Annotated in this window: 22 protein-coding genes and 1 pseudogene; 13 read left to right on the top strand and 10 right to left on the bottom strand. The window is 70.2% G+C overall.

Annotated elements, in window-relative coordinates; genetic code table 11:
* The first annotated feature begins 141 nt into the window (after nt 1-141).
* Both O7553_RS06410 and O7553_RS06405 read left to right on the top strand, forming a co-directional pair.
* On the top strand, nt 142-513 hold the full coding sequence (locus O7553_RS06410) for a hypothetical protein (RefSeq protein ID WP_281553920.1): 372 nt from the start codon (nt 142-144) through the stop codon (nt 511-513).
* Entirely contained in the window at nt 510-1,985 is a 1,476-nt protein-coding gene (locus tag O7553_RS06405) for a hypothetical protein (protein ID WP_281553919.1), read from the top strand. The genes O7553_RS06410 and O7553_RS06405 overlap by 4 nt, the downstream gene beginning before the upstream one ends.
* Here O7553_RS06405 and O7553_RS06400 read toward each other — a convergent pair.
* Nucleotides 1,964-3,433 (bottom strand): SDR family NAD(P)-dependent oxidoreductase, encoded by a 1,470-nt coding sequence (locus O7553_RS06400; RefSeq protein ID WP_281553918.1) that lies wholly within the window; start codon nt 3,431-3,433, stop codon nt 1,964-1,966. The two genes, O7553_RS06405 and O7553_RS06400, sit on opposite strands and share 22 nt — an antisense overlap.
* A gap of 227 nt (nt 3,434-3,660) precedes the next feature.
* Between O7553_RS06400 and O7553_RS06395 the strand changes: the two genes are divergently transcribed.
* The 5 genes from O7553_RS06395 to O7553_RS06375 all read left to right on the top strand — a co-directional run bounded on the left by O7553_RS06395 (nt 3,661) and on the right by O7553_RS06375 (nt 7,920).
* Nucleotides 3,661-4,200 carry an RNA polymerase sigma factor gene (locus tag O7553_RS06395; protein WP_281553917.1) on the top strand — a complete coding sequence of 180 codons (540 nt, stop codon included), beginning with the start codon at nt 3,661-3,663 and terminating at the stop codon, nt 4,198-4,200.
* Entirely contained in the window at nt 4,197-5,006 is an 810-nt protein-coding gene (locus tag O7553_RS06390) for a zf-HC2 domain-containing protein (protein ID WP_281553916.1), read from the top strand. The genes O7553_RS06395 and O7553_RS06390 overlap by 4 nt, the downstream gene beginning before the upstream one ends.
* A 108-nt stretch (nt 5,007-5,114) precedes the next feature.
* Entirely contained in the window at nt 5,115-5,915 is an 801-nt protein-coding gene (locus O7553_RS06385) for an ABC transporter ATP-binding protein (RefSeq protein ID WP_281555499.1), read from the top strand.
* The gene (locus tag O7553_RS06380) at nt 5,912-7,309 is read left to right on the top strand and encodes a hypothetical protein (RefSeq protein ID WP_281553915.1); all 1,398 of its coding nucleotides are present in this window, start codon (nt 5,912-5,914) and stop codon (nt 7,307-7,309) included. Before O7553_RS06385 ends, O7553_RS06380 begins: the two co-directional genes overlap by 4 nt.
* The gene (locus O7553_RS06375; RefSeq protein WP_281553914.1) at nt 7,306-7,920 is read left to right on the top strand and encodes a hypothetical protein; all 615 of its coding nucleotides are present in this window, start codon (nt 7,306-7,308) and stop codon (nt 7,918-7,920) included. Before O7553_RS06380 ends, O7553_RS06375 begins: the two co-directional genes overlap by 4 nt.
* 35 nt (nt 7,921-7,955) lie before the next feature.
* Here O7553_RS06375 and O7553_RS06370 read toward each other — a convergent pair whose 3' ends face one another.
* Together O7553_RS06370 and O7553_RS06365 are read right to left on the bottom strand one after the other, a co-directional pair.
* Nucleotides 7,956-8,357, bottom strand: a complete 402-nt coding sequence (locus O7553_RS06370; protein WP_281553913.1) for a hypothetical protein — start codon at nt 8,355-8,357, stop codon at nt 7,956-7,958.
* Between the two features lie 108 nt (nt 8,358-8,465).
* Nucleotides 8,466-8,879 (bottom strand): hypothetical protein, encoded by a 414-nt coding sequence (locus O7553_RS06365; protein ID WP_281553912.1) that lies wholly within the window; start codon nt 8,877-8,879, stop codon nt 8,466-8,468.
* A gap of 390 nt (nt 8,880-9,269) precedes the next feature.
* Between O7553_RS06365 and O7553_RS06360 the strand changes: the two genes are divergently transcribed.
* The 3 genes from O7553_RS06360 (at nt 9,270) to O7553_RS06350 (ending at nt 13,933) form a co-directional block, all read left to right on the top strand.
* The gene (locus O7553_RS06360; RefSeq protein ID WP_281553911.1) at nt 9,270-9,611 is read left to right on the top strand and encodes a DUF4212 domain-containing protein; all 342 of its coding nucleotides are present in this window, start codon (nt 9,270-9,272) and stop codon (nt 9,609-9,611) included.
* A complete protein-coding gene (locus O7553_RS06355) occupies nt 9,608-11,293 on the top strand; it encodes a sodium:solute symporter family protein (protein WP_281553910.1) in 1,686 nt (561 codons plus the stop codon). Before O7553_RS06360 ends, O7553_RS06355 begins: the two co-directional genes overlap by 4 nt.
* A gap of 195 nt (nt 11,294-11,488) precedes the next feature.
* On the top strand, nt 11,489-13,933 hold the full coding sequence (locus tag O7553_RS06350; protein WP_281553909.1) for a low temperature requirement protein A: 2,445 nt from the start codon (nt 11,489-11,491) through the stop codon (nt 13,931-13,933).
* 49 nt (nt 13,934-13,982) lie between these two features.
* Here O7553_RS06350 and O7553_RS06345 read toward each other — a convergent pair whose 3' ends face one another.
* Nucleotides 13,983-14,519: a DinB family protein gene (locus O7553_RS06345; RefSeq protein WP_281553908.1), complete on the bottom strand. Its 537-nt coding sequence runs from the start codon at nt 14,517-14,519 to the stop codon at nt 13,983-13,985.
* A gap of 87 nt (nt 14,520-14,606) precedes the next feature.
* On the opposite strand from O7553_RS06345, the gene O7553_RS06340 reads away from it, so the two are divergent.
* Nucleotides 14,607-15,119 (top strand): MerR family transcriptional regulator, encoded by a 513-nt coding sequence (locus O7553_RS06340; RefSeq protein WP_281553907.1) that lies wholly within the window; start codon nt 14,607-14,609, stop codon nt 15,117-15,119.
* A gap of 154 nt (nt 15,120-15,273) precedes the next feature.
* Here the strand turns inward: O7553_RS06340 and O7553_RS06335 are convergent, their stop codons facing one another.
* From O7553_RS06335 to O7553_RS06315, 5 genes are all read right to left on the bottom strand, one after another.
* Entirely contained in the window at nt 15,274-17,415 is a 2,142-nt protein-coding gene (locus O7553_RS06335; RefSeq protein WP_281553906.1) for a cellulase family glycosylhydrolase, read from the bottom strand.
* A gap of 285 nt (nt 17,416-17,700) precedes the next feature.
* Complete coding sequence (gene ispG / locus O7553_RS06330; protein WP_281553905.1) at nt 17,701-18,873, bottom strand: flavodoxin-dependent (E)-4-hydroxy-3-methylbut-2-enyl-diphosphate synthase; 1,173 nt, start codon at nt 18,871-18,873, stop codon at nt 17,701-17,703.
* Between the two features lie 8 nt (nt 18,874-18,881).
* Nucleotides 18,882-20,129 (bottom strand): site-2 protease family protein, encoded by a 1,248-nt coding sequence (locus tag O7553_RS06325; protein ID WP_281553904.1) that lies wholly within the window; start codon nt 20,127-20,129, stop codon nt 18,882-18,884.
* A complete protein-coding gene (dxr, locus tag O7553_RS06320) occupies nt 20,129-21,319 on the bottom strand; it encodes a 1-deoxy-D-xylulose-5-phosphate reductoisomerase (RefSeq protein WP_281555498.1) in 1,191 nt (396 codons plus the stop codon). Before dxr ends, O7553_RS06325 begins: the two co-directional genes overlap by 1 nt.
* 94 nt (nt 21,320-21,413) lie before the next feature.
* Nucleotides 21,414-22,037: a Uma2 family endonuclease gene (locus tag O7553_RS06315; protein ID WP_281553903.1), complete on the bottom strand. Its 624-nt coding sequence runs from the start codon at nt 22,035-22,037 to the stop codon at nt 21,414-21,416.
* A 180-nt stretch (nt 22,038-22,217) separates the two neighbouring features.
* Between O7553_RS06315 and O7553_RS06310 the strand changes: the two are divergent.
* A pseudogene (locus tag O7553_RS06310) lies at nt 22,218-23,024 on the top strand (YhjD/YihY/BrkB family envelope integrity protein); the annotation flags it as partial.
* Here O7553_RS06310 and O7553_RS06305 read toward each other — a convergent pair.
* Nucleotides 23,011-25,203 (bottom strand): MMPL family transporter, encoded by a 2,193-nt coding sequence (locus O7553_RS06305; protein WP_281553902.1) that lies wholly within the window; start codon nt 25,201-25,203, stop codon nt 23,011-23,013. The pseudogene O7553_RS06310 and the gene O7553_RS06305 sit on opposite strands and share 14 nt — an antisense overlap.
* A gap of 54 nt (nt 25,204-25,257) precedes the next feature.
* Here O7553_RS06305 and O7553_RS06300 point away from each other — a divergent pair, with 54 nt between their 5' ends.
* Complete coding sequence (locus O7553_RS06300; protein ID WP_281553901.1) at nt 25,258-26,907, top strand: NAD(P)/FAD-dependent oxidoreductase; 1,650 nt, start codon at nt 25,258-25,260, stop codon at nt 26,905-26,907.
* Nucleotides 26,908-26,931 lie beyond the last annotated feature (24 nt).

Below are 26,931 nucleotides of genomic sequence, written 5' to 3'. Positions count from 1 at the left end.
GGATCATTACCGCGACGAGGCACCTGGGAGCCGGCGTCCACCGGCGATCACTCAGCTGCCTCGGACGGAGTGTCGGCCTGCCACAATTCGGAGAGAACGGGATCAGCAGTGCATGTCCGCGGGACAGGTCCACGACGCTACGTGGCACAGATTCTGGTGATCGCGCTCGGCCTCACCTCCGCCGGCCTGGCAGTCCAGGGTGCCGTCGATGCCGGGACCACCGGCTTCAGTTATGCCAGGGCGCCGCAGCACCTGGCGTCGCAGCGTCGCCTGCACCGCGACTTCGAAGCCGCCCGCGCCACGTTCGTAGCGACTGTCCCACCCGGCAGTCGGGTGGTCATCGATCCACCGCTGCGACACCTGTGGCACCAACGACTCGCCGAGTTCACCGCGTTGACCGGCGGCACCCTGGTCGTCGATCACCAGCAGGCCGACTACCAGGTGCGCCTGATCGAGCGCCGTACGTCCACCGGCACGCGTTACCACGTCGAGTTCAACGAGATCAACCGATGATCGACACCTGTCTCCTCACGACGGCACTCGTCGTGGCCGGCAGCCTGCCGCTGTCGTACGCGATCGTCCGTACCCCGCTCGTGGCATTGCTGCTGGCACCGTTGGTCACCGCGCTCATCAGCACGGCGGCTGTCGTCCTCATGGTGACGATCGGCCTGCCGTTCAGATTCTGGCTGGCATCGACATACCTCGTCAGCTGGGCTGCTGCCGGTTGGTGGCTGACGCGACCACGGATCGCCACCATGTCGATGTCGTGGCGGGCCGCGGTCGCCACCATCGCCGTGCTGGCAGCACCCTTCCTACCGATTCTCCACCCACCGACCGCATGGGACGCGCACTCGATCTGGTGGTTGCATGCGGGCTATTTCCTGTTCGACGGGCAGGTCGCCCGGACCGCGATGGCAGACCCCGGGTTCGCGTTCTCCCACACGGACTACCCGCCACTCGCTTCCGCCCCGGTCGCCGCGGTCTGGAGTCTCCTCGGCCAGGGTTACCGCACCGCTCAGCTTGTGTCGGCGCTGACGACGTTCTCGGCGATTGCGATGGCGGTCGTCGCCGTCCGCACCGCATTCGCCCGCACCCGGCCGGTACTCGCCTGGTCGGCGGGGCTGGCAGTGGGACTCTCCACGTGGGCGACCGGCGGTGAGTACGTCGCCGCCGGCTACGCCGACGCGTTGTGGTCCGTCAGCCTGCTCGGCGCCGCAGCCCTGCTCCTGCTCTCACCCGACCCGCTGCGGCAGCCCGCCCTGGCCCTGATCCTGCTCGCCGCCGCGATCCTCACCAAGAACGAGGGTCTGGTAGGCGGGGGCATCCTGGCTGTCCTGGTGACGCTGCGGGAAAGGCACCGCATCAGCAGGGTGTGGATGGTGTGGGTCCCCGTCGCAGCCGGAGGCGCCTGGGTGGTGCTGTCACGGCTGGTGGGTTCGACGTCGGACATCCAGGAGTCTGGGCCCCTCGGCAACCTGTCCCGGGGCGGCGCGCACCTCAACGCCCGGCTGCAGCCGACCCTCGACGCGTTCTGGGGAAACGTCGGTCCGCTGGCGGCCGCCGCAGTCATCTGTTCCGTCGCCGGCACCCTTCTCCTACGGCATCGACGCACGGAACTCGGCGTCGGTTCAGACTGCTGGCTCTGGCTGCTCAACTTCGGCTACACGGCCACCTTGGTCCTCATTTACGTCACCGGCAGATCGGACATCACCTGGTGGCTGGGCGCGTCAGCGGACCGGGTCACGCTGCCGACCGCGATGCTGGCCTGCCTCAGCGCGGTGGGATGGCTCCTGGTCGCCACGAGCGGTCCCAGCGGAGCAGATGGCACACGGCCACCAGCGGTCGAACCGGCGAGCCCAGCGGCCGACGGCGGCAGTGGGTCGGCCGTCACCGGTCGCACCGCACCGGTCGCACCGGTCTCGTACCGCGCCCAGCAGCCGCGGAAGGATCACGTTGCCCCGACCTACCAGGCGGCCGGTGCGTAGTCCTTCAGGAAGCAGCCGAACAGGTCCTCGCCCTGCTCACCACGGACAATCGGGTCGTACACCCGGGCCGCGCCGTCGACCAGGTCCAGCGGTGCGTGGAAGCCCTCGTCGGCCAGCCGCATCTTCGTCGGGTGCGGCCGTTCGTCGGTGATCCAGCCGGTGTCGACGGCGGTCATCAGGATTCCATCGGTCAGCATCTCCCGCGCGCTGGTGCGGGTCAGCATGTTCAGCGCGGCCTTGGCCATGTTGGTGTGCGGGTGACCGGGCCCCTTGTAGCCGCGGCTGAACACTCCCTCCATCGCCGACACGTTCACCACGTACTTGCGCCGGGCAGCCGCAGCGGCCATCGCCGGTCGCAGCCGGCTGATCAGGATGAACGGGGCGACGGAGTTGCACAGCTGCACCTCCAGCAGCTCCACCGCGTCGACCTCGTGCACCCGCTGCACCCAGCTGTTCACCGGGTCGAGGTCCGGCACCAGCCCACCGGCGTCGATCGCGGTGGCCAGGGCGATCCGGTCCGGGGTGGCCGAGCCACTGGTCAACGCCAACGCAGTGAGCGCCTGGGGGGTGATCGCCGACGGCTGCGACGGTCCGGCGATCGCCGTCGCGGCGGCGCCCCGGCCACCGACCGAGGCGAAGCTGACGATCTCCGGCAGCGGCCCGTCGGGCAGCGGCGCCGACTCCGCGGCGACCAGCTGGGCGTACGCGCCGGAGCTGCGCCGGACGGTCTGCGCCGCGTTGTTGATCAGGATGTCCAGCGGACCCTGCGCGGCCACCGAATCGGCGACCGCGATCACCTGGGCCGGGTCGCGCAGGTCGACGCCGACGATCCGCAGCCGGTGCAGCCACTGGTCGCTGTCGTCCATGGCGGCGAACCGGCGGGCGGCGTCCTGCGGGAACCGGGTGGTGATCGTGGTGTGCGCGCCGTCGCGCAGCAGCCGCAGCGCGATGTACATGCCGATCTTGGCCCGGCCGCCGGTGAGCAGCGCCCGGCGGCCGGTCAGGTCGGTACGGGCGTCACGGCGCTCGTGGTTGAGCTTGGCGCACGGCGGGCAGAGCTGGTGGTAGAACGCGTCCACCTCCCGGTAGCGCTCCTTGCAGATGTAGCAGGCGCGGGGCTGGCGCAGGATGCCGGCGGTGGCGCCGGCGGTCGACGACACCAGCGGGATGCCTTTGGTCTCGTCGTCGATGCGCCCGGGTGCCCCGGTGGCGGTCGCGGCGGTGACGGCCCGGTCGGCGGAGAGGACGGCGTCGCGTCGCTCGGCCCGCCGCTGGCGCTTCACCGACTTGTACAGCTTCGCGGTGGCCCGCTGCACCCGTACCACGTCCGGATGGTCGGACGGCAGCGCCGACAGCGCCTCGATGACGTCGAGGCAGACCGCCAGCTGCGCCGGGTCGACCCCGGCCTGGGCCGACTCATCAAGCGGCCGTACGTCGTCCACCGTCATTCCCGTACCCGTCTCGTCCCTGGAGCGTCGCAGATGCGACCTGAAACTCTACGCACCCAGCCAGGTTGGTCGCGAGAGCGCTGCACCGGGGAACAGCGGCGTTGCGCACATCGAGGAACCTCTGTCGTCGGCGAATCGGCCGATTGACGACACTGCGTGACCCAGCTCACGCAAGATGGAGAACCATCGTGGGAGCGCGGATCGTCTTGCCTGTTGTGAGACGGAGCTTGGACGCACTCGACGAGGGTGAGCTGCTGCGCCGCATCGCCCGGGGCGATCGGCGGGCCTTCGACGAGCTGTACCGCCGGACGTCGCCCTGGTTGACCGCGCGGCTACGCCGCAGGTGCGCCGACGACGACATGGTCGCCGAGGTGCTGCAGGACACCTACCTGGCGGTATGGCGCTCGGCCGGCAGCCAGGCTCAGGACGCGGCGAAGGGCAGCGCGGTCGGCTGGCTGTGGACCATCGCCGCCCGCCGGCTGGTCGACGCGTTCCGCGCCCGCGCCCGCCGGGAACGGGTCCCGGCGGTGCAGACCGCCGCCACCGTCGCCCCGGCCGCCGAGGACGAGGCGCTGGCCGGCCGGATGAACGCCGACCTGGAACAGGCGCTACTGGCCCTGCCGGCCAACCTGCGGCAGGTACTGCGCGCCATGGTGCTCGACGGTCTGACCACCCGGGAGACATCGGTCCTGCTCGGCATGCCGGAAGGAACCGTGAAGACCTACGCGCGGCGGGCCCGGCTCGCGCTACGGGAGGCATTGTCATGACCACCCATCCCACCCCCACCCTCATCTCCCGCTACGCGTCCGGTGACCCCCGGGTCGACGACGCGACCGTCTGGGCGGTCGAAGCCCACCTGGAGTCCTGCGCACCCTGCCGGGCGCAGCTTTCCGACGCCGTCGGCCCAGCCGACCGGCAACTGCTCGACCGGGTGGCGGTCGGCGTCGTGGCCGGGATCGAGGCCGGCCCGGCACCGGTACGTCGGCGCCGGTTGCGGCGTTCCGGGTTCGCCGCGCGGATCCTCCCCTCGCTGGCCACCGCCGGCGCGTTGATGCTGATCGCGGTTCTGTTCGAGACGACCTTTGCCAGCCTGCCCTCGCTGGTGCTGCTGGTCGCTCCAGTGGCTCCCCTGCTGCCGGTGGCCGCTGCGTGGAGCCGCCGTACCGACCCTGCCTGGGAGCTGATGGCGACGATGCCCCGGACCGGGTTGCCGTTGCTGCTGCGCCGCACCCTCGCGGTGTTGACCGTGGTCGTGCCGGTGCTCGCGGCGGCCGGCTGGTCGACCGGGCAGTCCCCCGCGCTGTGGCTGCTGCCCGGTCTGGCCTTCACCACCGGCGCGCTGGCACTGGGCGGGCTGGTCGGAGTGGACCGAGCCGCGCTCGGTCTGACGGTCCTCTGGTCGGTCGGGGTGATCCTGCCCAGTCTGGTCGGCCGGCAACTGCCGGTCATCCTGGAGTCCGACAGCTGGCCCGGCTGGGCACTGGCCACCGTGGCGTTGGTGGCCGTGACGGCCGTACGGGCGGGCGACCACAACCGGCTACGCCTCGACCGGATCTCGTCCGACCGGTCCTGACTCCACCCACCGACCGGGCCGTACGCACGTACGGCCGATCGATTCACGTCTCCCGCCTGGCGGTGATCCGCCAGGCACCAGAATTGTCCACTTAAGGAGAGATTGATGATGCGTGCGGTCAGCGCGGCAGAGACCGCACCCTCCACGTACGCGTGGGCGGTGCACGCCGAGCGCCTGGTCGTCCGGACCGGCCGGCACCTTGCCGTCAACGGGCTGGACCTGGCGCTGGGCACCGGCGTACACGGCCTGCTCGGCCCGAACGGCGCCGGAAAGACGACCCTGATGCGGGCCCTCGCGACGGTGCTGAAGCCGACCGGCGGCCGGCTGGCCCTGCTCGGCGAGGACGTGACCGGCCGGGCCGATCTGCGCCAGGTCCGCCAGCGCCTGGGTTACCTGCCACAGCATTTCGGCTTCTATCCGCGCTTCACGGTGCGGGAGTTCGTCGAGTACATGGCCTGGCTCAAGGAGATGCCGAAGGCCACCGTTACCGGCGCCGTGCAGCGCGCCGTCGACCGGGTCGGTCTGACCAGCCGGGCCGACTCCAAGTTGAAGACGCTCTCCGGTGGGATGCTGCGCCGGGCCGGAATCGCCCAGGCGATCGTCAACGATCCGGAGGTGCTGCTGCTCGACGAGCCGACCGTCGGCCTCGACCCGGAGCAGCGGCTGGACTTCCGGGAGCTGCTGCGCGAGGTCGGCTCGGACAGCTGCGTGCTGGTCTCCACCCACCTGGTCGAGGACGTCGCCGCGGCCTGCACCGATGTAGTGCTGGTCAACGAGGGTCAGCTGGTCTGGCAGGGAACCCCGGCGCAGCTGGCCGAGCAGGGCAGCGCCGGGGACGCCGGGGACAGCGCCACCGAACGTGGCTACTCGGCGCTGCTGCGCGCGTACCGGGGGAAGGTACCGGCATGACCGGGCGGATCATGCGGACCGAGGTACGCCGGTCGGCGGTACCCGCCCTTGCCGGACTGCTCGTGTTGGTCGGCGCGGGCGTCACCCTCACGTCTGTCCAGTCCTTCGCCGGCCGGTGGACCCAGCTGGCGATGTACGGACGGGGTTCGCTGCTGCTGTTGTTCCCGCTGGCCCTGGCCGGCGGCGCGTGGCTGGGCCGGCGTGACCGGCAGCACCGTGTCGGCGAGTTGTTCGCCACCACCGTACGGCCGCGCTGGCAACGGACCCTACCGCTCACCGTCGGGTACGCGGCCGCCATGATCGCGGTGTACCTGCTGGTCCTCGCCGTCGGGGCGTTCTGGGTGGCACCGACGGCCAGCTACTTCTCCGGTACCGTCCTCGGCATCACCGCGGTCGGCGCGCTGGCGATGGTCGCCGCCAGCTGGTTGGGCCTGGCCGCCGGCCGGGCCGTGCCCCGGATCGTCACCGCGCCGGTCCTCGCGGTCGTCGGGTTCGCCGTGATCGGTCTGATCCCGGACTTCGTCACGATGTCCGGCTTCGACGAGAACTTCGTCAAGACCCGGCCGGACCCGTCGGCGCTGCTGCTCGTCCCGGCGACGCCCAACGGAGTCGACGACTTCCAGACCATCCCGACCTCGGTCAGTCTGCTGCAGGCAATGTGGTTGACGGCGCTCGCCGGCACCGCGCTGCTGCTGATCGGCGCGGTACGCCGTGGTGTGCTCGCCCTGGCGGTGCTGCCCACCGTCCTCGGTGCCGCCGTGGCGATACCGCTGCTGCCCACCAACGGATACACCGGGGCTGCTGTCGTCGACCCCGTCGCCGTCGAGCTGGTCTGCGACGACGACCGCCCGCAGGTGTGTGTCCGCAGGGTGCACGCGGCGGTGCTGCCCGACGTCGTCGGACCGGTCCGGGAGGCGCTCGCTGCGCTGGGGGCCAAGCTGCCGGATCCGCCGACGCGTGCGGTGGAGAGCGACCAGCTGGCCGCCTGGGCCGCACCCGAGCAGACGGCGGTCCGCAACGACTCGGACGTACTGGTCTTCGATACCCCGGACATCAGCCGGACGGGCCGGGCCGATCTGTCCAGCGGGTACTTTCAGGCGGAGTTGCTGCGGTCCGCGTGGTCACAGGAGTGCGAGGGCGACGAGCCTCACCTGGTGTTCAAGGTGGCCCCGTACCTGGCGCAGGAGGTCGCGGTGGCCTGGTTGGTCGGCGGGCCGCCGCAACCGCAGAGCTGGTGGCGTCCGGAGGACCGGCAGTTGGCCGACGCTTCGTACCAGGCGTTGACCGGTCTGCCGGCCGAGCAGCAGCGACAGGTTGTCGGGCAGGCCCGCGACGCGGCTCTCGACTGCGACTTCGACCGGATCGAGGAGCTGTTGCTGGCAGGTGACCAATGAGGTGGCTGGGCCTGCACCTTCGCGCCCGTCGAGTGCCGATGGCCGCCGCCGTCGTAGTCGGTGTCATCGCGCTGATCTGGATCAGCTGGCCGGTCTTCTCCGACGGGCAGACCATCAACACCCGGATGATCAGTGTCACCGTGATGCTCGCGGTCGTCGCGATCGGCACCACGCTCAGCGGTGCCGACGACGCCCTCGACCACACCGCGGCGGTCAGCTGGCCGACCCGCCGGGCCGCGCATCTGCTGCTCTCTGCCGCCGCGGTGATCGGGCTGCTGCTGGTCACCACGCTCACCGACGCCCGGTTCGAGCCGCTCGGTGTCGTCGCCCGCAACACTGCCGGGCTGCTCGGGCTCACCGCACTCGGTGCCGTGCTGCTCGGTGCCGCGCTGTCCTGGATCGCTCCGCTGGTCTGGACCATCGTCGCGATCATGCCGTGGATGGGGCCCAGTGGACAGTTGCGAATGCAGCTCGGTGCGTGGCTGATTCAGCCGGCCGGGACCTCCGCCGCCACGGTCTGCGCCATACTGCTGGCGGTGGCCGGGCTGGTGGCGTACACGGTGCGTGGCTGCCCGCTGCGGCCCGCAGCGGAGACGCTGCCGCACGACTGAGCGGCGACTGACCGGCGGCGGTTTCCCGCCGCCGGTCAGCGGTGGCCGGACAGCAACTGCGAGTTGTACCTCTCGGTCGCCCGCAGCGCCAGGACCGGGCCGGCCACCAGATAGGCCACCCAGGTCATCGGCAGGGTTATCCAGCCGATGACGATGAACATGAGCAGAACGTTGATCCAGAAGAACACCCAGAACGAGACCATCAGCACGATGCCGGTGGCCATTTTGCCGGCGTAGATGTTGCCGATGCCGAAGATCCCGAACAGGCCGGGCACCAGTTCCAGAGCCACCGCCGCGCCGGCCGACTTCGGCACCGCCGGGCCGGGGCCGGGCACGGGGGCATAGCCGCCCGGCTGGTACGGCTGCCCCTGATATGGCTGCGCCGAGGTGGGCATCGGCTGCTGCGGCCCCGACTGGTACGGGTTGGGGTAGGTCACCGGCTCAGTCTCCCAGCTCCGATGGAGATCAACACCGTACGTTCGGTCGTCCGCCGCCGGTCCTCCGTCGCTGCTCAGCGGCCGGCCGGTGGCCGGTCCACCGGGCCGTCAGCGGATCGAGACCAGCCGGATCGCGGTACGCAGCAGCACGACGGCGGCGCCGGCGACCATGACCATCCCGATGCCGGGCATCAGCTGCCCCCAGCTGCCGGTGGTCGAACTGAGGTAGATCAGCCGGGCAGCCTGCCAGCCGATGATGACGGCGACCGCCAGCCCGGGTAGCAGGGCGTGTGCGATGGCCACCTTGCGGTACGGCAGCAGCGCGCCGGCGACGGCGATGAATCCGGCGGACAGCGTCCAGAGGCCGGGTCCGACGGTACCGGAGAGCGACCCGAACGGGGTGATCACCCAGGGGAGCAGCGAGCCGACCAGCGCGAGCAGACCGCCGATGATCATGCCGAGGCTGCCGGCGTGCAGGATGCGCCGACGGGCGGGGGCGGCGGTGGATGCGGTGTCAGCCATGACCGGATGCTAGGCCGGGATCCCTGGTGTGCCCCAGCCGGCAATCGGTGAGTGGTCGGGCGGGGCCGCTGGGCGGCCAGATAGTCACCACAAAACGCGCGAACCGGGCGACGCTCCCCCGCTCATCCACGACCGCCGACCGCTCGCAGGCCCAGGTAGACCGTTCACCGCCCCAACCCGGCGTAAGGCAGATCAACTATTGCCTGTCCGGGCCGGGTCACGTTCTCTTCCCAGATTAAGGGTGTGACCGACCGCACAAGCCGTCGGGCGGTCCCGACCGACCAGCGGAGGTGCGGATCGGACAGCGGCACAGTCGCGGCACGGTGGCCTGCCGGTCGCTGCGCCACGGCCCGTCACCTGCCGTTCCCATAACGACTAGGAGGCCCCACAGTGACTGACGTAACCCCCGACAACAACGCCGGTGGCGGGGAACCGCCACCGGCGACGTCACCACCGGACAACGGCTGGCGCCAGGAGTACTGGCGCAAGAACCTGCGCCTCATGGTGATCCTGCTCGCCATCTGGTTCGTCGTCTCGTTCGTCTGCGGAATCCTGTTGATCCAGCCGTTGAACAATATCGAGATTCTTGGATTCCCGCTGGGGTTCTGGTTCGCCCAGCAAGGATCAATCTACACCTTTGTCATTCTGATTCTGGTATACGCGAAAATGATGGACCGGATGGACGACCAGTTCGGTGTCAGTGAGCGACCGGCGGAAGGGGGAGAGAAGTGACCCAGATCCAGGGCTGGACGCTCGGCTTCATCATCCTCACCTTCGCCCTCTACCTCGGCATCGCCTGGCGCAGCCGGGTCAAGGAAACGACCGGCTTCTACGTGGCCGGTCAGGGAATCCCGACCGTCGCCAACGGTGCGGCCGTCGCCGCCGACTGGATGTCGGCCGCGTCGTTCATCTCGATGGCCGGTCTGATCGCGTTCCTCGGTTCGGACGGTTCCATCTATTTGATGGGCTGGACCGGCGGCTACGTTCTGCTTGCTCTGCTCATCGCCCCCTACCTGCGTAAGTGGGGCAAGTTCACGGTCCCGGAGTTCGTCGGCGACCGCTACTCGGAGACCGTACGGACGATCGCCGCCGTGGCCGCGATCATCATCTCCTTCACGTACGTCGTCGGACAGATGCGCGGCGGCGGCATCGTGTTCAGCCGGTTCCTCGGGCTGGACATCACCGGCGGCGTCATCGTCGCGGCGCTGATCATCTTCGCGTACGCGGTGCTCGGTGGCATGAAGGGCATCACCTGGACCCAGGTGTCGCAGTACACGGTGCTCATCATCGCCTACCTGATCCCGGCGATCGCGGTGGCACAGCAGATGACCGGGCTGCCGATCCCGCAGGTCACCTTCGGGCAGATCCTCGGCGAACTCAACGCGCTCAGCACCCAGATGGGGCTGAGCCAGTTCACCGAGGCGTTCTCCGCCCGACCGCAGATCGACGTGTTCCTGGTGACAATGTCACTGATGATCGGTACCGCTGGCCTGCCGCACGTGATCATCCGGTTCTACACGACGAAGACGGTCCGAGGCGCCCGCTACTCGGCGTTCTGGGCACTGTTCTTCATCGCGTTGCTCTACACCACCGCTCCGGCGGTGGGCGCGTTCACCAAGCTGAACCTGCTGCAGGACGTCAACGGCGTGGCGGCGGACTCATTGCCCAGGTGGATCGAGAACTGGGCGGCGACCGGCCTGGTCACGGTCAACGAGAACGCGCAGACGATCCAGACGGTCAGCAACAGTCCGACGTCCGGGGCCGACCTGATCGTCAACAACGACATCCTGGTGCTGGCCAGTCCGGAGATCGCCGGCCTGCCGGCACCGATCGTCGGCCTGGTGGCCGCCGGCGGCATGGCGGCCGCGATGTCGACCGCCGCCGGCCTGCTGCTGGTCATCTCCTCGTCGTTCTCGCACGACCTGTACTTCCGCCGGGTGAAGCGGGACTCGACGGACAAGCAGCGGCTGCTCGCCGGACGGATCGCCATGGGCCTGGCGGTACTGATCTCGGTCTACGCCGGCATCAACCCGCCGGCGTTCGTGGCCCAGGTGGTGGCGTTCGCTTTCGGTCTCGCCGCAGCGAGCTTCTTCCCGATCATCGTGCTCGGCATCTTCTGGAAACGATGTAACGCCACCGGTGCCGCGGCCGGCATGGTGTCCGGAATGGCGTTCACCGCCGCGTACATGATCTACACGTTGGAGGTGTTCGGCACTTCAGCGAACCCGCACATCTTCGACATCAGCCCGGAGGCCATCGGCACCATCGGTGCGGTCGTCAACTTCATCGTCACGATCGTCGTGTCGAAGATGACGGCGCCGCCACCGGAGGAGATCTCCGAGATGGTGGAGAGCATCCGTTACCCGGCGGCCCGCCGCACCGTGCCGGCCGGCTCCACCGGCGACTCGGCCTGACCCGGACCGTTTCTCCAATCCCGGACAGTCCCGGAGGGCGGGCCCCGACAACGACGTCGGGGCCCGCCCTCCGGCCGTTCCAGGTCTCACCGACCCGACCGCCGTATCTCGGCTGACCCGCCCGGACGAGCGTCCGGGCAGTCGAGAGTTCAGCGATCCGCTCCGGTGCGGGGCGATGGTTGCCACAGTTGGGGCGTGCACGACGACAGCCCGCACCCGCATCCGACCGCTGGCGGTCTCCGCCTGGTGCGCCGGAATCCGCTGGTCACCGGCGACGTCAGCTGGATGGAACTGTTCGTCGACCTGTTCTTCGTGTTCGCTTTCCTGAAGGTCACCACCTTGATGGCGGCCGATCTGACCGCGGTCGGCATGCTCCGCGGGGTCCTGGTGATCCTGCTGCTGTGGCACTGCTGGACCCCGGTCGTCTGGCTCGGCAACGTCGTCCACCTGGACCGGGGCGGCATGCCGCTGATGATGGCCGGCATCGCCACCGTCCTGCTGGTCATCGGCGTGACCGTACCCGAGACGTTCGTCGACCTGCCCGGCAAATTGCCGGGACCGGTCGTGGTGGTGGTCGGCTACCTGGCGATCCGGGTCAGCGTCCTCACAGTCCTCACCCGGTCCCGCTGGTCGGAAGGTCCGGCCGGCCGCCGGCCCGCTGCGATCGCCTGGCTGACGCTCGCCGCGTCGGCGTCGGTGCTGCTGGCCGCCGCGCTGCTGCCGCCGCACCTGCCGGCCCGGTTCGACGCCGATCTGGTACGGCTGGTGCTGTTCGCCCTGGCCCTGTCCATCGACTTCGTGGTGCTGACCGCGGTCGGTCGCGGCAGCTGGCAGATCGTCTCGCCGTGGCATCTGGCGGAACGGCACGCGCTGATCGTCCTGATCGCGCTCGGCGAGACGATCATCTCGATGGGCACCGGCGGTGGTATTGGTGCCGACCTCCCGGTCACCTGGCCGCTGATCGCCGCCGCGACGCTCGGCCTGGTCATCGTCTCCGCCCTGTGGTGGACCTACTTCGATCTAGCCAAGATCCTCGCCGAGCATGCTCTCTCCCGGAGATCCGGCGTCGACCAGACCCGGATGGCCCGGGACGTGTACAGCGGCCTGCACCTGCCGATGATCGGTGGGCTGATCTTCTTCGCCCTCGGCCTCAAACATGCGACCGCCACCATCACCGGCGGCTCCGAACACCCCTGGACCACCGCCGACGCGGCCATCCTCTACGGCGGCGTGCTGCTCTACCTGCTGGCGCTGGTCGCCTTCGAATGGCTGTCCGGACGTCTGCTGGGTCGCAGCCCGCTCCTTGGCATCGCCCTGCTAGTAGGCCTGCTCCCGGTGGCCACCCGCGTCCCACCGCTGGGCGCGTTGGCGCTGCTGGCCGTCGGCGTCGTGGCGATGCTGATCGCCGACCGGACGGTGTTCCGCCGCCGCCACGTCCAACTGCACCGGCTGGCCGAATCCGAGACGTCCCGCCTGCACGGGGTCACCCCCCGGGAACTCTTCCTCGACCTGGTCTTCGTCTTCGCGTTCATCCAGGTCACCACGCTGATGACCCGGCACGCCTCGGTCTGGGGCCTCGTCCGAGGGCTGACCCTGCTGGCGCTGCTGTGGTGGGCCTGGACCTCCTTCTCCTGGCTCACCAACGCGGTCCGCACCGATACGGTCCTGGTCCGGTTCACCACGATCGGCATCGCCGCCTCGGTTCTGACGATCGGGATCGCTACCCCGCAGGCCTTCGAACCGGCCCCGGGAAGTCTGCCCGGTTCGCTGATCATCGTCGCCAGTTATCTCGGCGCCCAGCTCATGCAGACCGTGCTGATCCTGCAGGCATCGCGTACCGAGCCGGTGCTGGGGGCGCTCGCACTGCAGAACGCCGTACCGTCGACGGCCGCGCTGCTGCTGCTCATCGGGTCCGCGGTGGTGGAGTTCGCGTCGCCCGACTGGCTGGCCGGAATCCCGGCCGTCACGCTGCTCTGGGTCGCCGCGCTCACCATCCAACTCGCCGGCAGCTACCCCACCGGGGTGAAATCCTGGCGGCCCCGATCCGCTCGGCACTGGGTGGACCGGTACGCGCTGATCATGCTCGTCGCGTTCGGCGAGACGATCATCTCGGTCGGTCTGGCCGTCGCGGATCAGCCGGTCTCCACCAGTGTCATGGTCATCGTCGTCACGGCGGCGGTCACCGTCGGCGCTCTCTGGTGGCCATACTCCACGACGATCGACTCGGCCCGCCTCACCTTGGACGCGCAGACCGGCGTCGACCGGGCCAGACTCGCCCGCGACGCGTTCACCTACCTGCACCTGCCGATGGTCGCCTGCGTCATCCTGATCGCGTACGGCCTGCACCAGGCCGCGGTGCCGCGCGACGACACCGGTATCCGGTTCGGCCACTACGCTTTCTACTGGGGGGTGGGGTTCTACCTGCTCGCCAATCAGGTGTACTGGTGGCGGACCTGGCGCGCAATCAGCTGGTACCGGATCGCCAGCGGCGGTGCGGTCATCGTGCTGGCCTTCCCGACCGCCGCACTGCCCGCTGTGATCAGCCTGCCGGCGCTCACAGTATTCGGGCTGATCTCCGCAGCCGTCGAGTTCGTGCGGATCGGTGACCTGCGGACTCAACCGCCTTCGCGGACCCGTTGACCTTCGACGGGGTGGTCAGCTCGGCCGCCGGCGGGTGGACCGGCGGGTCCTACTGGCCGGCCGCCCCGTCGATGCATTCCCGCAGCAGGTCGGCGTGACCGTTGTGCCGGGCGTACTCCTCGATCATGTGGGTCAGCACCCAGCGCAGCGAGATCGGGCCGCGCCGGCCCGAGCCCGTGACGTCCAGTCCGGCCGCGTCGGCGACGAAACGCTGGGCGTACTCAATCTCCTCCCGCCACGCCTCCCACGCCTGGGTGACCGCCGCCGGGTCGGCGACAGCAGCGTCGAAGTCGTCGTTGGGCGCGGCCTCGGAGTAGAAGCGGGGCGGCGCCTCCTCGCCGGCCATCACCCGCCGGAACCAGTACCGTTCCACGTCGGCGAGGTGCCGCACCAGCCCGAGCAGCGACAGCGCCGACGGCTGCACCGACCGCCGGGCCAGCTGCTGCGGGTCGAGTCCGCCGCATTTGAGCTCCAGGGTCCGGCGGTGCCAGTCGAGGAACCCGGTGAGGGTGGCCCGCTCGTCGCCGAGCACCGGCGGATCGGTACGGGGGTCGGCGTCCGGGTCGGTGAACATGTCGATCGTCATGTCGGTCATCATCGACGGACTGCTTCGGCACGGCCAGCGAATACCGGCTTGACCTTGGAGTGCACTCCGAGGTCTACCGTCGTCGACATGACCACGGGCACAAGAGTCGAGGTTCTCGACCTCACCGGCTGCGCCGCCGGGGCGGATGAGGCGTGCGGGACCGACGCCTCCGGAACCGGCGGATCCGGGCGGCGCGGCCTGCGGGTCGCCGCACTCGCCGTCGCCGCCGGTGTCTCGCCGGACACCGTCCGCTACTACGAACGGGCCGGGCTGCTGCACCCGCCGGAGCGGACCCCTACCGGCTACCGCGTGTACGGCACCGCGGCGGTCGACCGGCTCCGGTTCATCCGGGGCTGTCAGCGACTCGGGCTCCGGCTGCGGGAAATCGCCGATCTGCTCGCCGTCCGGGACACCGGCGTCTGCCCGTGTGAGCCGGCGGAGCAGTTGCTGCGCCGCCGGATCGCCGAGGTCGACGTGGAGCTGGCCCGGCTGACCGCGCTACGGGCGGAGATGGCGGCGATGGCTGAGAAGCTGCCGACCACGGCCTGCCCGCCACCGGAACCGGGCCGATGGTGCCCACCGGATGGGGACGGGAGGTGATCACGATGCTGGAGCTGACCACGCGCTGCGACTGCGAGCCGGACTGCTGCGGGCCGGACTGCTGCTGACCAGTCGGCCCTCAGGGCCGGGTGGGTACCGGGCCGGTGGGTGCCGCCGGGTGTGTCGGCGGCACCCACCGGGTGCCAGAGGAATGTTACGAGGTGGTGCCGGTCACCGCCGAGCCGTTACGTGCAACGGTGTAGGCGATCGTCGTACCGCTCCAGAAGTGGAAGGTGAGCGTCACCGGGGAGCCGTCGTTGACCTCAGCGAAGAAGTCCGACGTCAAGGTGATCGTGTTCGCGGCGTAGTTCGGCCGGAAGGTGACGTCGAACTCCTTGTACGACGTCCAGTTGTGCGGGCCGGCGTTGGAACCGTCCGCGTACCGCGCCTCCATGGTGGCCAGTTGGTCACCGCGGAAGGTCGTCGGGATGTTGAACGACGAGGTGGTACCACTCGCGTTGGCCAGTACCGGCGGATCCGACGAGATGATGTTGATTCGCCACGGCACGCCGGACGAGAAGCGGGCGTGCAGGGTGGCGTTCACCCCGTACGCCCGATTGCCGACCAGGCGGGTGACGGTGGACGCGGGCAGCGTCAACTGGTTGCCGCTGACCGTGTAGTCGGTCCCCCGGACAAGGTCGGTGCTACCCTGCCGCAGTCCCTGGAAGGTCAGCCCGTTGAGGTTCAACGCGAGGGTCTTGGCGGTGACGCTGCCGGTACGCGGCACGAAGATCATGTCGCTGGCGGCGGTGCCGGAGCGGGTGGTCCAGGCCGACTTGATGTGGGCGATGAGCTCCGGGTCGCTCCACTGGAAGCTGGTCCGGCCGAGGTGCTGGCCGTTGTCCCACAGCTGGGTGGCGATGCCGCGGGTCCGGGTGTGGTAACCGAAGAACTCGAAGAACTTCAGTTTCTCGCCCTGCTGGATGGTGCCGGTGTGCCGGTCGAAGCCGAGCAGACCGAACTCGCCGATGACAACCGGGATGCCCCGGGACACGAAGGTGTTCTGCACCCGGTTGAGCGAGTCGATCACGTCCTGCTGGGCGGTGGCGTCGAAGCGGTAGCCGCCGGCGACGTTGACGCTGAACGGCCAGTACCCGTAGTAGTGCACCGTGGCGATCAGGTTGGGGTCGTTCAGTGCGGTGAACGTGCTGGCGAGCTCGTCGAGCCGGGCCTGGTCGGACGAGGTGTGCAGGGTCGGCAGGATGAGCAGCCGGGTGGCGTTGTTGCCGCCGGAGTTGCGGACGATCTGATGGAACGTCCGGTTCAGCTCGTCGAGCAACTGGGCGTTCTGGGCATCGCCGGAGCTGTTGCTGAACTGCGGCTCGTTGACGCTCTCGAAGTGCAACTTTGGCGACGAGTCACGGAAGGTGTTCGCCAGCTGGGTCCACAGCGCCGAGTAGCGATCCAGGACGCCGGTGCGGTTGCTGGGCATCGTGTTGATCCACTGCCAGGAGTCGTGATGCAGATTGATCATCACGTAGAGGTCCTCGGCGAGGGCCCAGTCGACGATCTGCTTCACCCGGGCGAGCCGGGTGGGGTCGATCGTGTAGTTGGGCGCGCCGCCGTGGTGGTGCGTCCAGGTCGCCGGAATGCGGATGCTGTTGAAGCCCTGCGTCTTGATGGTGCGGATCAGATCCCGGGTGACCAACGGGTTGCCCCATGAGGTCTCACCGCTGCCGTCGACGTTGTCGCCGGTCGCGTCGAGGGTGTTGCCCAGGTTCCACCCCGGCTGCATGGCGTCGACGACGTCCTGCGGGTTGCCCGGCGGACGCGGGGTCGCGGTCGGCGTCGGGGACGGCGGCGCGGTGGTCGGCGGCACCGTCGGCGACGGTGGGTCGGTCGGCGGCGTGGTGGGACCCACGCTGCCGGTGCAGGTGACACCGTTGAGCGCGAACGACGTCGGGGCGGTGTTGCTGCCCGACCAGGAGCCGTTGAAGCCGAACGAGACGGTCGCGTTGGTGCCGAGGTTGGCGTTGTAGCTGACGTTGGTCGCGGTGACCTGGCTGCCCGAGCTGGTGATGGTGGCGTTCCAGGCCTGGGTGACCTGCTGTCCGGACGGGAAGGCCCAGGTCAGCTGCCAACCGTTGATCGGGTCGCCCAGGTTGGTGACGTTGACGTTGGCGGTGAAGCCGCCTGGCCACTGGGCGGGTGCCGAGTAGACCACCCGGCAGCCGGCGGCCGCGTGCGCGCTGGCCGCGACGGCGACGCTTCCGCCGACCAGTGCGGCGGTCACACCGCCAGCGACCAGGCCGGCGCGCCACCTTCTCCCGCGAGCCGTCGTTGTCTGTTGAGTCATGTCGCTCCTCGCCGTGGGGTGTGCCTGCGGGTCAGGCACGAAGGGACGGGCACCGGCGGTCGCAAACGAGCAGCCAGCACCAGCGAAGTGGCCGCAGACTAAGTCGGGAGCCCAAACTTTGTCAATCGGCGCACGCCGATGTTGATGCCCCCGGAGGTGCACCCCGACCAATCCGCCGCTGCCGGCAACGCCCCCTGACCGGCACAAAGAGATCCCGTTGGCGGACCGACGTCCGCCAACGGGATCAGAAACGACAGCCGGCCCCGGGCCGGCGCGCGTCACGCCTCAGTGCACCGTGACCGTCGGCCCGGGAAGAAGCTCACGCATCTCCGCCGGCAACTCGGCGCCCATCTCGTCGGCGATCCGCAGCGCCTCCTCCACCAGGGTCTCCACGATCTGCGACTCCGGCACCGTCTTGATCACTTCGCCCTTGACGAAGATCTGGCCCTTGCCGTTGCCGGACGCCACCCCGAGATCGGCCTCCCGGGCCTCGCCCGGCCCGTTCACCACGCATCCCATCACCGCCACCCGCAACGGAGCCGGAAACCCGTCCAGCGCAGCGGTCACCTGGTCGGCCAAGGTGTACACGTCCACCTGCGCCCGCCCGCAGGACGGGCAGGAAACGATCTCCAAGCCCCGCTCACGCAACCCGAGCGACTCCAGGATCGCCGTACCGACCTTGATCTCCTCCACCGGCGGCGCGGACAGGGACACCCGGATGGTGTCGCCGATCCCTTCGGCCAGCAGCGCGCCGAACGCCACCGCCGACTTGACCGTGCCCTGAAACGCCGGGCCGGCCTCGGTCACCCCGAGGTGCAGCGGATAGTCGCACTGCTCGGCCAGCAGCCGGTACGCCCGGATCATCACCACCGGGTCGTTGTGCTTGACCGAGATCTTGATGTCCCGGAAGTCGTGCTCCTCGAACAGCGAGCACTCCCACAACGCCGACTCCACCAGCGCCTCGGCGGTCGCCTTGCCATGCTTGGCCAGCAACCGCTTGTCCAGCGAACCGGCGTTGACACCGATCCGGATCGGTGTACCGGCCGCCGACGCCGCCTTGGCGATCTCCGCCACCTTGTCGTCGAACTGCCGGATGTTGCCCGGGTTGACCCGCACTGCCGCACAGCCGGCGTCGATCGCAGCGAAGACGTACTTCGGCTGGAAGTGGATGTCGGCGATCACCGGGATCTGCGACTTGCGGGCGATCGTCGGCAGCGCGTCCGCGTCGTCCTGCGACGGCACGGCGACCCGCACGATCTGGCAGCCGGACGCGGTCAGCTCGGCGATCTGCTGCAACGTCGCGTTGACGTCCGAGGTCACCGTGGTGGTCATCGACTGTACGGAGACCGGTGCACCGCCACCCACCGGCACCGGACCGACCATGATCTGCCGGCTGACCCGGCGCGGCGCCAACGGCGGCGGCGGCACTGCGGGCATGCCCAGACTGACAGCGGTCACTTCTCAACTCACCTCGAGAACAGCGTGATCGGATTGACCACGTCCGCGGTGATGGTCAGCAGCGTGAACGCGCCACCGATCAGCAGAACCGCGTACGTGAGTGGCATCAGCTTGAAGTAGTCGACCCGCCCCGGGTCGGGTCGGCCCAGCACCGCGTACAGCCAGGACCTGGCCTTCTCGAACCAGGCGATCGCGATGTGCCCGCCGTCCAGCGGCAGCAGCGGCAGCAGGTTGAACACCCCGACGAAGAAATTCAGCGAGATGAACAGCAGCACGAACAACTCCCAGGCATCGTTGGCCACCGCCTCCCCGCCGAGCCGGCTGGCACCGACCACGCTGATCGGGGTGTCGATGTCGCGCTCCGCGCCGGTGATCGAGGCCCACAGCGCCGGGATCTTCTCCGGGATCCGCATCATCGCCTCGACGGTGCCGACCGCCATCTGGCGCAGGTAGTCGCCGGTCGCGCCGAATGCCTCGATCGGCCCGTACGTCACCATGCCGGGCTTCTCGATCCGCAGCCCGACGCCGAGCGCGGCGACCGTGCTCAGCGGGCCCTCGTCGGTGCCCAGCTCGGGGCGCTGCACTGCGGCGAGCTCCGCCTCGGCGGTGCCGGTCGTCCCGTCCCGCTCGTACCGGACGGTCGCCGGCCCCGGATCGGCACCCCGGATCGCCTCCAGCATGTCACCCCAGGTGTCGACCGGGGTGCCGCTCACCGCGAGGATCCGGTCGCCGTCACGCAGGCCCGCCTGCGCGGCCGGGCTGGCCGGGTCGCCGGCCTCGCAGGCACGGGCCACGTACTCGACGACCACACAGTCGGTGACCGCGACCACCGCCGGCTCCTGACGGGCCTGCTCCTCGGTGGCGGGGAAGTCCGGGTTCGGCAGGCCCATGAAGACCGCAGCCAGCCAGAGGGCGACGATCGCCAGCCCGAAATGGGTCACCGACCCGGCGGACATCACCACCGTCCGCTTCCACACCGGAAAGCGCCACATCACCCGGGACTCGTCGGCGGGTGCCACGTCGTCGTCCTGCGGGGTCATACCGACGATCTTGCAGAAGCCACCCAGCGGGATGGCCTTGAGCCCGTACTCGGTCTCACCGCGCCGGAACGACCAGATGGTCGGGCCGAAACCGACGAAGTACCGGGTCACCTTCATCCCGAACTTTTTCGCGGTCACCATGTGACCGGCCTCGTGCAGGCTGACCGAGATGAGAATCGCGAGGGCGAAGAGAACCACCCCGAGCAGGTACGCCATCAAGCTCCCTCCGCCGATGCACCGATCAGCTCATGCGCCCGGGTTCGCGCCCAGGATTCCGCAGTGAGCACATCGTCGACCGTACCCGGTTCGCCGAAGTCCGGTGCCGCCTGCAGCACCCGCTCCACCGTGTCGACGATGCCGAGGAACGGTAGCCTGCCGGCGACGAACGCCGCCACGCACTCCTCGTTCGCGGCGTTGTAGACCGCCGGCCGGCAGCGGCCGTCCGCGCCGGCCTGCTTGGCCAGCGCCACCGCCGGGAACGCCGTCTCGTCGAGCGGGGCGAACTCCCAGCTCTGCGCCCGGGTCCAGTCGACCGGCGCGGCCGCTGCCGGCACCCGGGCCGGCCAGCCCAGGGCCAGCGCGATCGGCAGTCGCATGTCCGGTGGACTGGCCTGGGCGACCGTCGAACCGTCCACGAACTCCACCATCGAGTGGATCACCGACTGTGGGTGGACCACCACCTCGATACGCGGGTACGGGATGCGGAACAGTTCGTGCGCCTCGATGATCTCCAGGCCCTTGTTCACCAGGGTCGCCGAGTTGATCGTGATGACCGGGCCCATGTTCCAGGTCGGGTGGGCCATCGCCTGCTCCGGGGTGACCTCGGTCAACTCGGCACGGGGCCGCCCCCGGAACGGGCCGCCGCTCGCCGTCACCACCAGCTTGCGCACCTCGTCGGCGGTGCCCGAACGCAGGCACTGGGCGAGCGCCGAATGCTCGGAGTCCACCGGCACGATCTGGTCCGGGCGCTGTATCGCGGCCCGCACGATCGGACCACCGGCGATCAGCGACTCCTTGTTGGCCAGCGCCAGGGTCCGGCCGGCCCGCAACGCCGCCAGGGTGGGGGCCAGCCCCCGGGAGCCGTCCACTCCGTTGAGCACCACGTCGCACGGCCACTCGGCAAGCTCGGCCATCGCCGACGGGCCGGCCAGGATCTTCGGGATCCGGAACCCACCGGTCGGATAGCCGCGCCGGGACGCTTCAGCGTAGAAGGCGAGCTGCAGGTCCTGCGCCGCCGAGGCCCGGGCCACCGCCACCACCTCGACCTGCAACAGTAGTGCCTGTACGGCGAGCAGCTCGACGTTTCCCCCGCCGGCGCCGAGCCCGACGATGCGGAACCGGTCAGGGTTGCGGGTGACGATGTCGACCGCCTGGGTGCCGATCGAGCCGGTGGAGCCGAGCAGCACGATATCCCGTGGGGAGGAAGTCACCGACCCATTGTCCCGCAGCGCCGCAGCCGCCCGGCCGCCGGGCGCGCCGCCGAGTCACCGGGACACCGCGTCACCGTGCGTCGTCGGCCTCGTCGAGCAGATCGGCCGGATCGATGGTGAACTCGAACGGCTCCTTCATCACGAACGCGGTTCCGGCCGCGGCCGCCGCCACCGGCCGGTACTCCCCGTCGCTCAGCTCGTGCAACGCCAGTGCCGGCACCCGGTTCCGGAAATCCGCCCGGAGAAAGAAGGGCACACCGGCTGCGGCGTACTGCCGTGGCCGGTCGATCACGTCCTTGCGCCGGTTGCCCTTGGAGACGATCTCGCCGAGCAGCACGGCTTCCGAGATCGGCATCGAGACGTGTCCTCCACCAGGTGAGCGGAGCACCACGATGTCGGGGGTGTACAAGTCGTCGCCCGAGACGACGTTGACCTCGTGGTACAGCCAGAGCTTCGCCCGGCGCGCTGCCTGCTTCAACAGATACGCCAGATCCAGCTCGATCGTCTGATGGTCGTACCCGGCATGTGGTGTCACGATCACGCTCCCGCTGAGGACCTCGACCTTGGGACCATTGGTCTCCGGCAACAGGTCAAGGGCGAGCTGCGCGGTCCACGGCTCGTCGAAATCGCCGAGTACGTCGAACGACGGCTCACGCGGCGGCTCCGGATCGGGCACGAATGCCGGCTGTGCCAACGTGCTCACCCCTTTCCGCGGGACATGATGCACCGACCAGACTAGCCGCGACGCCCCGCCACGGCGGCGCACCGGGCCATGTCGGCTGGCCGACCGTAAAGCCGGACCGTACGGGCCACCCCACGCCGGGCCACCGCCGTACGGGAGTGGAGACCGCCCCGGTGGGGAAAGCTGAGGAACATGGTCTCCCGAGGTCGCCGGCTGGTCCGGGCAGCATTCCGGCCGCTGCGCGGGCGGGACCTGTCGCTGCACGCCGCCTCGATCACCTTCTTCGGCGCGATCGCGGTCGTCCCGGTGGTGCTGCTGGCGATCTGGCTGACCGGGCTGTTCGCTGGTGCGGGCCGGATCCGTCGGCTCACCGACCCGGCGATCGACACCCTGCCCGAACAGATCGGCGCCGACCGGGCCGCCGCCGCCCTGATCGACGCCGGCCTGCACCTCACCCCGGTGCTGGCGCTGGCCGCAGTGCTGCCCGCCTCGCTGTACGGCGAAGGGCTGCGCCGGGCATTCGTGTCGGTGGCGCCACCACCGGAGCCGGCCGAGTCGATGGTCGGCTGGCGGGGCCGGGTGCTACTGCTACCGCTGCTCGGCGCGGCACCGGCGTTGATGCTGCTGGTGCTGCTGGCCCTACCGTCGGCCGCCGGGCTGTTCGCCCGGGGCGGCTGGGCCGGCGCGCTCGGGGTGGTGGTGTCGTTCCTGGCCGTCTGGTTGGGGCTGAGCCCGGTGCTGGTCTGGGTGTTCCGGGTGGTCGGGCCGGGCAAGCCGGACTGGCTGGCCACGGTCGCGGTCGGCTCGTTCACCGCCGCCAACCTGTCCGGTTTCCTGCACGGGTTCATCCTGTTCTGCTCGCTGCCGCTGGACCTCGGGGTGCCGTTCGGCGGGCTCGACCAGGTCGGCGCGGCGGTCGCGGTGCTGCTCTGGCTCTACCTGCTGCATGTGATCGTGCTGGCCGGCTACTCCGCCACGCTGGCGTTCAGCCGGTGGCGCCGTCGGGACCGGCACCGGAGCCGACCGACGCCAACTGCGGGTTCGCCGGGGCCTCGTGCAGGCCGAACCGGCGGTACAGCCGGCCCAACGGACCCGGCGCCCACCAGTTCCACCGACCCAGCAGCCGCATCGTCGCCGGCACCAGCAGCACCCGCACCAGGGTCGCGTCGACGACGATCGCCACGATCATCCCGACCCCGATCAGCTTGATGAACGAGATGCCACCAGCGGCGAAACCGGCCACCACCACGATCAGCAGCAACGCGGCGGCGGTGATGATCCGCCCGGTGTGCTGCAGCCCGGCGGCGACCGACGCGGTGTTGTCGCCGGTGCGGTCCCACTCCTCACGCACCCGCGACAGCAGGAACACCTCGTAGTCGGTGGCCAGCCCAAACAGCACCGCCAACATCAGGATCGGGTTGGTCGGATCGATGAACCCGGTCGGGGTGAATCCGAGCCAGTCGGCGAAGTGCCCGTCCTGGAACACCCAGACCACCACGCCGAACGAGGCGCCGATCGACACCAGGTTCATCAGCACCGCCTTGACCGGCAACACCACCGAGCCGAACGCCAGGAACAGCAGCACCATGGTGGCGGTGGCCATCAGCAGCGCCATCCACGGCAGGTAGGTGCCGAGGCTGTCCAGCATGTCGATGTCAGCGGCGGTGCGGCCACCGACGAGGACCTCGGCCCCGGCCGGGGGCGGCAGGTCCCGGATGGCCCGCACCAGTGCTTCGGCCTCGTCGCCGGTCGGCTCGCCGACGTAGCTCACCCGGATCAGCGCCGAGGTGTCGCGTACCGCCGCGATCTGGGCACCGGTGGCGCCCGGCAGCCCGGCGATGTCCTCGGCGAAGGCTTGCGCCAGGTCGGGGCCGGCGCCGGAGACCAGCACTTCGACCGGGCCGATGCTGGCGCCGTCAGGGAACTCCTCGGCGATCGTCTCGGCCACCACCCGCGACTGCGCACCGGCCGGCAGCACCCGCTCGTCGAAGCCGCCGAACTCGGCCCGCAGGAACGGGGTGGCCAGCAGCAGCAGCCCGACCACCACCACGGTGACGTAGCGCACCGGGCGCCGCATCACGCTGCGGGCGATCCGGGCCCAGGCGCCGGCCCGGGCGGCCTCCCCCGGCTGCGGCGCCGACCGGCGACGCCACGGCAACGGTACGGTGAGCGCGTTGATCCGCGGGCCGAGCACCGCCAACAGGGCGGGCAGTGCGGTCACCGAGGCGAGCATGGCGACCAGCACCGCTGCCATCCCGCCAAAGCCGATCCCGGTCAGGAACGGCTGCGGAAAGATCAGCAGGCTGATCAGCGAGGTACCGATGATCAGACCGGAGACAGCGACGGTACGACCGGCGGTGGCGACGGTACGTACCAGCGCTTCCGGGGTCGGGTGGCCGGCGGCCAACTCCTCCCGGAACCGGCTGACCACGAACAACGCGTAGTCGATCGCCATGCCCAGCCCGATCAGGGTGATCACGTTGATCGCGAACACCGAGACCTCGGTGACCAGGGTCAGCGCCCGGACCGCGACGAACGCACCGAGGATGGCGAGCACGCCGACCAGCAGCGGCATCGACGCCGCGACCAGCCCACCGAAGATCAGCACCAGCAGCACCAGCAGGATCGGCAGGGCGATCAGCTCGGCCCGGGTGATGTCCCGGATGGTCTGCTCGTTGGCCTGGTCGAGGAACGGCACGGCACCGCCGGCCCGGGTGACCAGCCCCGGTGCGTCCAGCAGCGGCCGGATCTGCTCGAAGGCGGCGGTCTTGGCGTCCTCGTCGTCGCCGGCGAGCTGGACCAGGGCGTAGGTGGCCCGCCGGTCGGTGGCGACCAACGCCGGCGACTCGGTGTCGTAGTAGCTGGTGACACTGGTCACCTCCGGCCGGGTGGCCAGCGACTCCAGGGTCTGGGTGACCGGCTCGCGGAACGCCGGGTCGTCGACGGTGGCCGCGTCGCTGCGGTACAGCACCAGCACGTCGACGTCCTGGTTGCCCAGCTCGGCGTTGATCCGCTCCCGGGCCTGCGTCGACTCGGCCGCCGGGTCGGCGAAACCGCCACCGGAGACCGCCCCGAACAGGCCGGTCCCCCAGGTCACCCCGACGACGACCAGCAACGCGGCGGCGGCCAGCACCACCCATCGCAACCGGACCACGGTCCGTCCCCACCACGCGAACACGTCTCGACTATCGCAGGCCCATCTTGGACGCCGCACGGCGACTAGGGTCGGGACATGGGTACGTCACACTCTCCGGCGCCGCGACCCGACCCGTCGACGCGCGCCGACCTGCCCGCCCGCGCCGACGTGGTCGTCATCGGGTCCGGGCACAACGGTCTGGTCGCGGCGGTCCTGCTGGCCCGGTCCGGGCTCGACGTGCTGGTGCTGGAGGCGGCCGAGGTGATCGGCGGCGCCACCCGCACCGAGCAGCCGTTCGCCCGGGCGCCGGGGCTGCGCCACTCCACCGGGTCGTACCTGCTAGGGCTGATGCCGCCGGAACTGCTGGCCACCCTCGACGTGGCCATCCCGGTGCTGCGCCGCGACCCGCACTACTTCCTGCCCACCCCCGGTGGGCCGGGGTCGCCGTACCTGCTGTTCGGCACCGACCGGGCCGCGACCCGGGCACAGATGTCCGCCGCCTTCTCCGCCGCCGACGTGGCCGCCGACGACGCCATGCAGGCTGAGCTGGCGGCGCTACGCGACGACCTGGCGCCGGCCTGGCTGGCCGAGCCGCTGCCGGTCGAACAGACCGCGCAGCGCTATGTCCGCCCTGCGCTGCGGCAGGTCCTCGTCGACCTGGTCCGCGGCTCGGTCGCCGACTACCTGGCCCGCTTCGAGTTCCGCTCCGAGTTGCTGGTCGCCATGTACGCCGTCACCGACGGGCTGAGCGGGCTGACCGCCGGGCCGGACGACCCGGGCACCGGTCACAACTTCCTGGTGCACAACATGTGCCGACTGCCCGGCTCGGACGGCACCTGGATGATCGCCGCCGGCGGGATGGGCACCGTGTCGCGGACCTTTGCCGACGCCGCCCGGGCCGCCGGAGCGCGGATCGTCACCGACACGCCGGTCACCGCGATCACCGTGGACGCCGGCAGCGCGAGCGGTGTCGTCGTCGCCGACGGCCGGTCAGTGGCCGCCGAGGTGGTACTCGGTGCCTGTGACCCGTACCGGCTGCTGGAGCTGGCCCCCGACGGCGTGCTGCCGGCCGAGCTGACCGACCGGCTGGCCGCCACCCGCCGGCCGGGCAGCACGTTGAAGGTCAACCTGGCGCTGACCGGGCTGCCCCGGTTCAGCTGCCTGCCGGACGCCGCGCCCAGCCCGTTCGGGGCCACCATCCATCTGCTGCCCGGCTCGGCGTCGCTGCTGCCCGGCGGCGACGGCGAGTCGCCGATGACGGCGCTGCGGGCGATGTGGGCCGATGTGCGGGCCGGCCGGCTGCCGGTCGAGCCGACCATCGAGTGGTACCTGCACACCACCGTCGACCCGTCGCTGCGCGACGCCGCCGGGCACCACTCGTCGGCGCTGTTCGTCCAGTCGGTGCCGTGGCAGCCGGCGGGTTCGTCGTGGGCGACCGAGCTGCCCGGGTACGTCGAACAACTGCTGGCCGTCTGCGACCGGTACGCGCCGGGCACCAGCGCGCTGGTCGCCGACGCGGTGCCGCTCGCCCCACCCGGCATCGAGGCGCACTTCGGCATCACCGGCGGGCACATCCACCACGTGGACAACACCGTCTCGTTCACTGACCGGATGCCGTACGCCACCGGGCTGCCCGGCCTGTACGCGGGCAGCGCCGGCTGCCACCCGGCGGGCAGCGTGATCGGTGCCGCCGGGCACAACGCCGCCCGGCGGATCCTCACCGACCTGGGGCACGGCGAGCGCTAGTCGCGGCGCGGCGGACTTCAGGCG

Source organism: Solwaraspora sp. WMMA2059 (assembly GCF_027497315.1).
Lineage (GTDB): Bacteria > Actinomycetota > Actinomycetes > Mycobacteriales > Micromonosporaceae > Micromonospora_E.
The sequence above is the reverse complement of the archived record's forward strand: the minus strand, read 5'-3'. Positions and strand labels throughout refer to the sequence as shown.

Excerpts from the sequence above, each read along its gene's own strand:
- O7553_RS06365 (WP_281553912.1), bottom strand. The coding sequence starts at position 8,879 with ATGGCTGACACCGCATCCACCGCCGCCCCCGCCCGTCGGCGCATCCTG.
- O7553_RS06400 (WP_281553918.1), bottom strand. The coding sequence starts at position 3,433 with ATGACGGTGGACGACGTACGGCCGCTTGATGAGTCGGCCCAGGCCGGG.
- O7553_RS06300 (WP_281553901.1), top strand. The coding sequence starts at position 25,258 with ATGGGTACGTCACACTCTCCGGCGCCGCGACCCGACCCGTCGACGCGC.
- O7553_RS06380 (WP_281553915.1), top strand. The coding sequence starts at position 5,912 with ATGACCGGGCGGATCATGCGGACCGAGGTACGCCGGTCGGCGGTACCC.
- O7553_RS06385 (WP_281555499.1), top strand. The coding sequence starts at position 5,115 with ATGCGTGCGGTCAGCGCGGCAGAGACCGCACCCTCCACGTACGCGTGG.
- O7553_RS06345 (WP_281553908.1), bottom strand. The coding sequence starts at position 14,519 with ATGACGATCGACATGTTCACCGACCCGGACGCCGACCCCCGTACCGAT.
- O7553_RS06375 (WP_281553914.1), top strand. The coding sequence starts at position 7,306 with ATGAGGTGGCTGGGCCTGCACCTTCGCGCCCGTCGAGTGCCGATGGCC.
- O7553_RS06335 (WP_281553906.1), bottom strand. The coding sequence starts at position 17,415 with ATGACTCAACAGACAACGACGGCTCGCGGGAGAAGGTGGCGCGCCGGC.
- O7553_RS06325 (WP_281553904.1), bottom strand. The coding sequence starts at position 20,129 with ATGGCGTACCTGCTCGGGGTGGTTCTCTTCGCCCTCGCGATTCTCATC.
- O7553_RS06390 (WP_281553916.1), top strand. The coding sequence starts at position 4,197 with ATGACCACCCATCCCACCCCCACCCTCATCTCCCGCTACGCGTCCGGT.
- O7553_RS06405 (WP_281553919.1), top strand. The coding sequence starts at position 510 with ATGATCGACACCTGTCTCCTCACGACGGCACTCGTCGTGGCCGGCAGC.
- O7553_RS06340 (WP_281553907.1), top strand. The coding sequence starts at position 14,607 with ATGACCACGGGCACAAGAGTCGAGGTTCTCGACCTCACCGGCTGCGCC.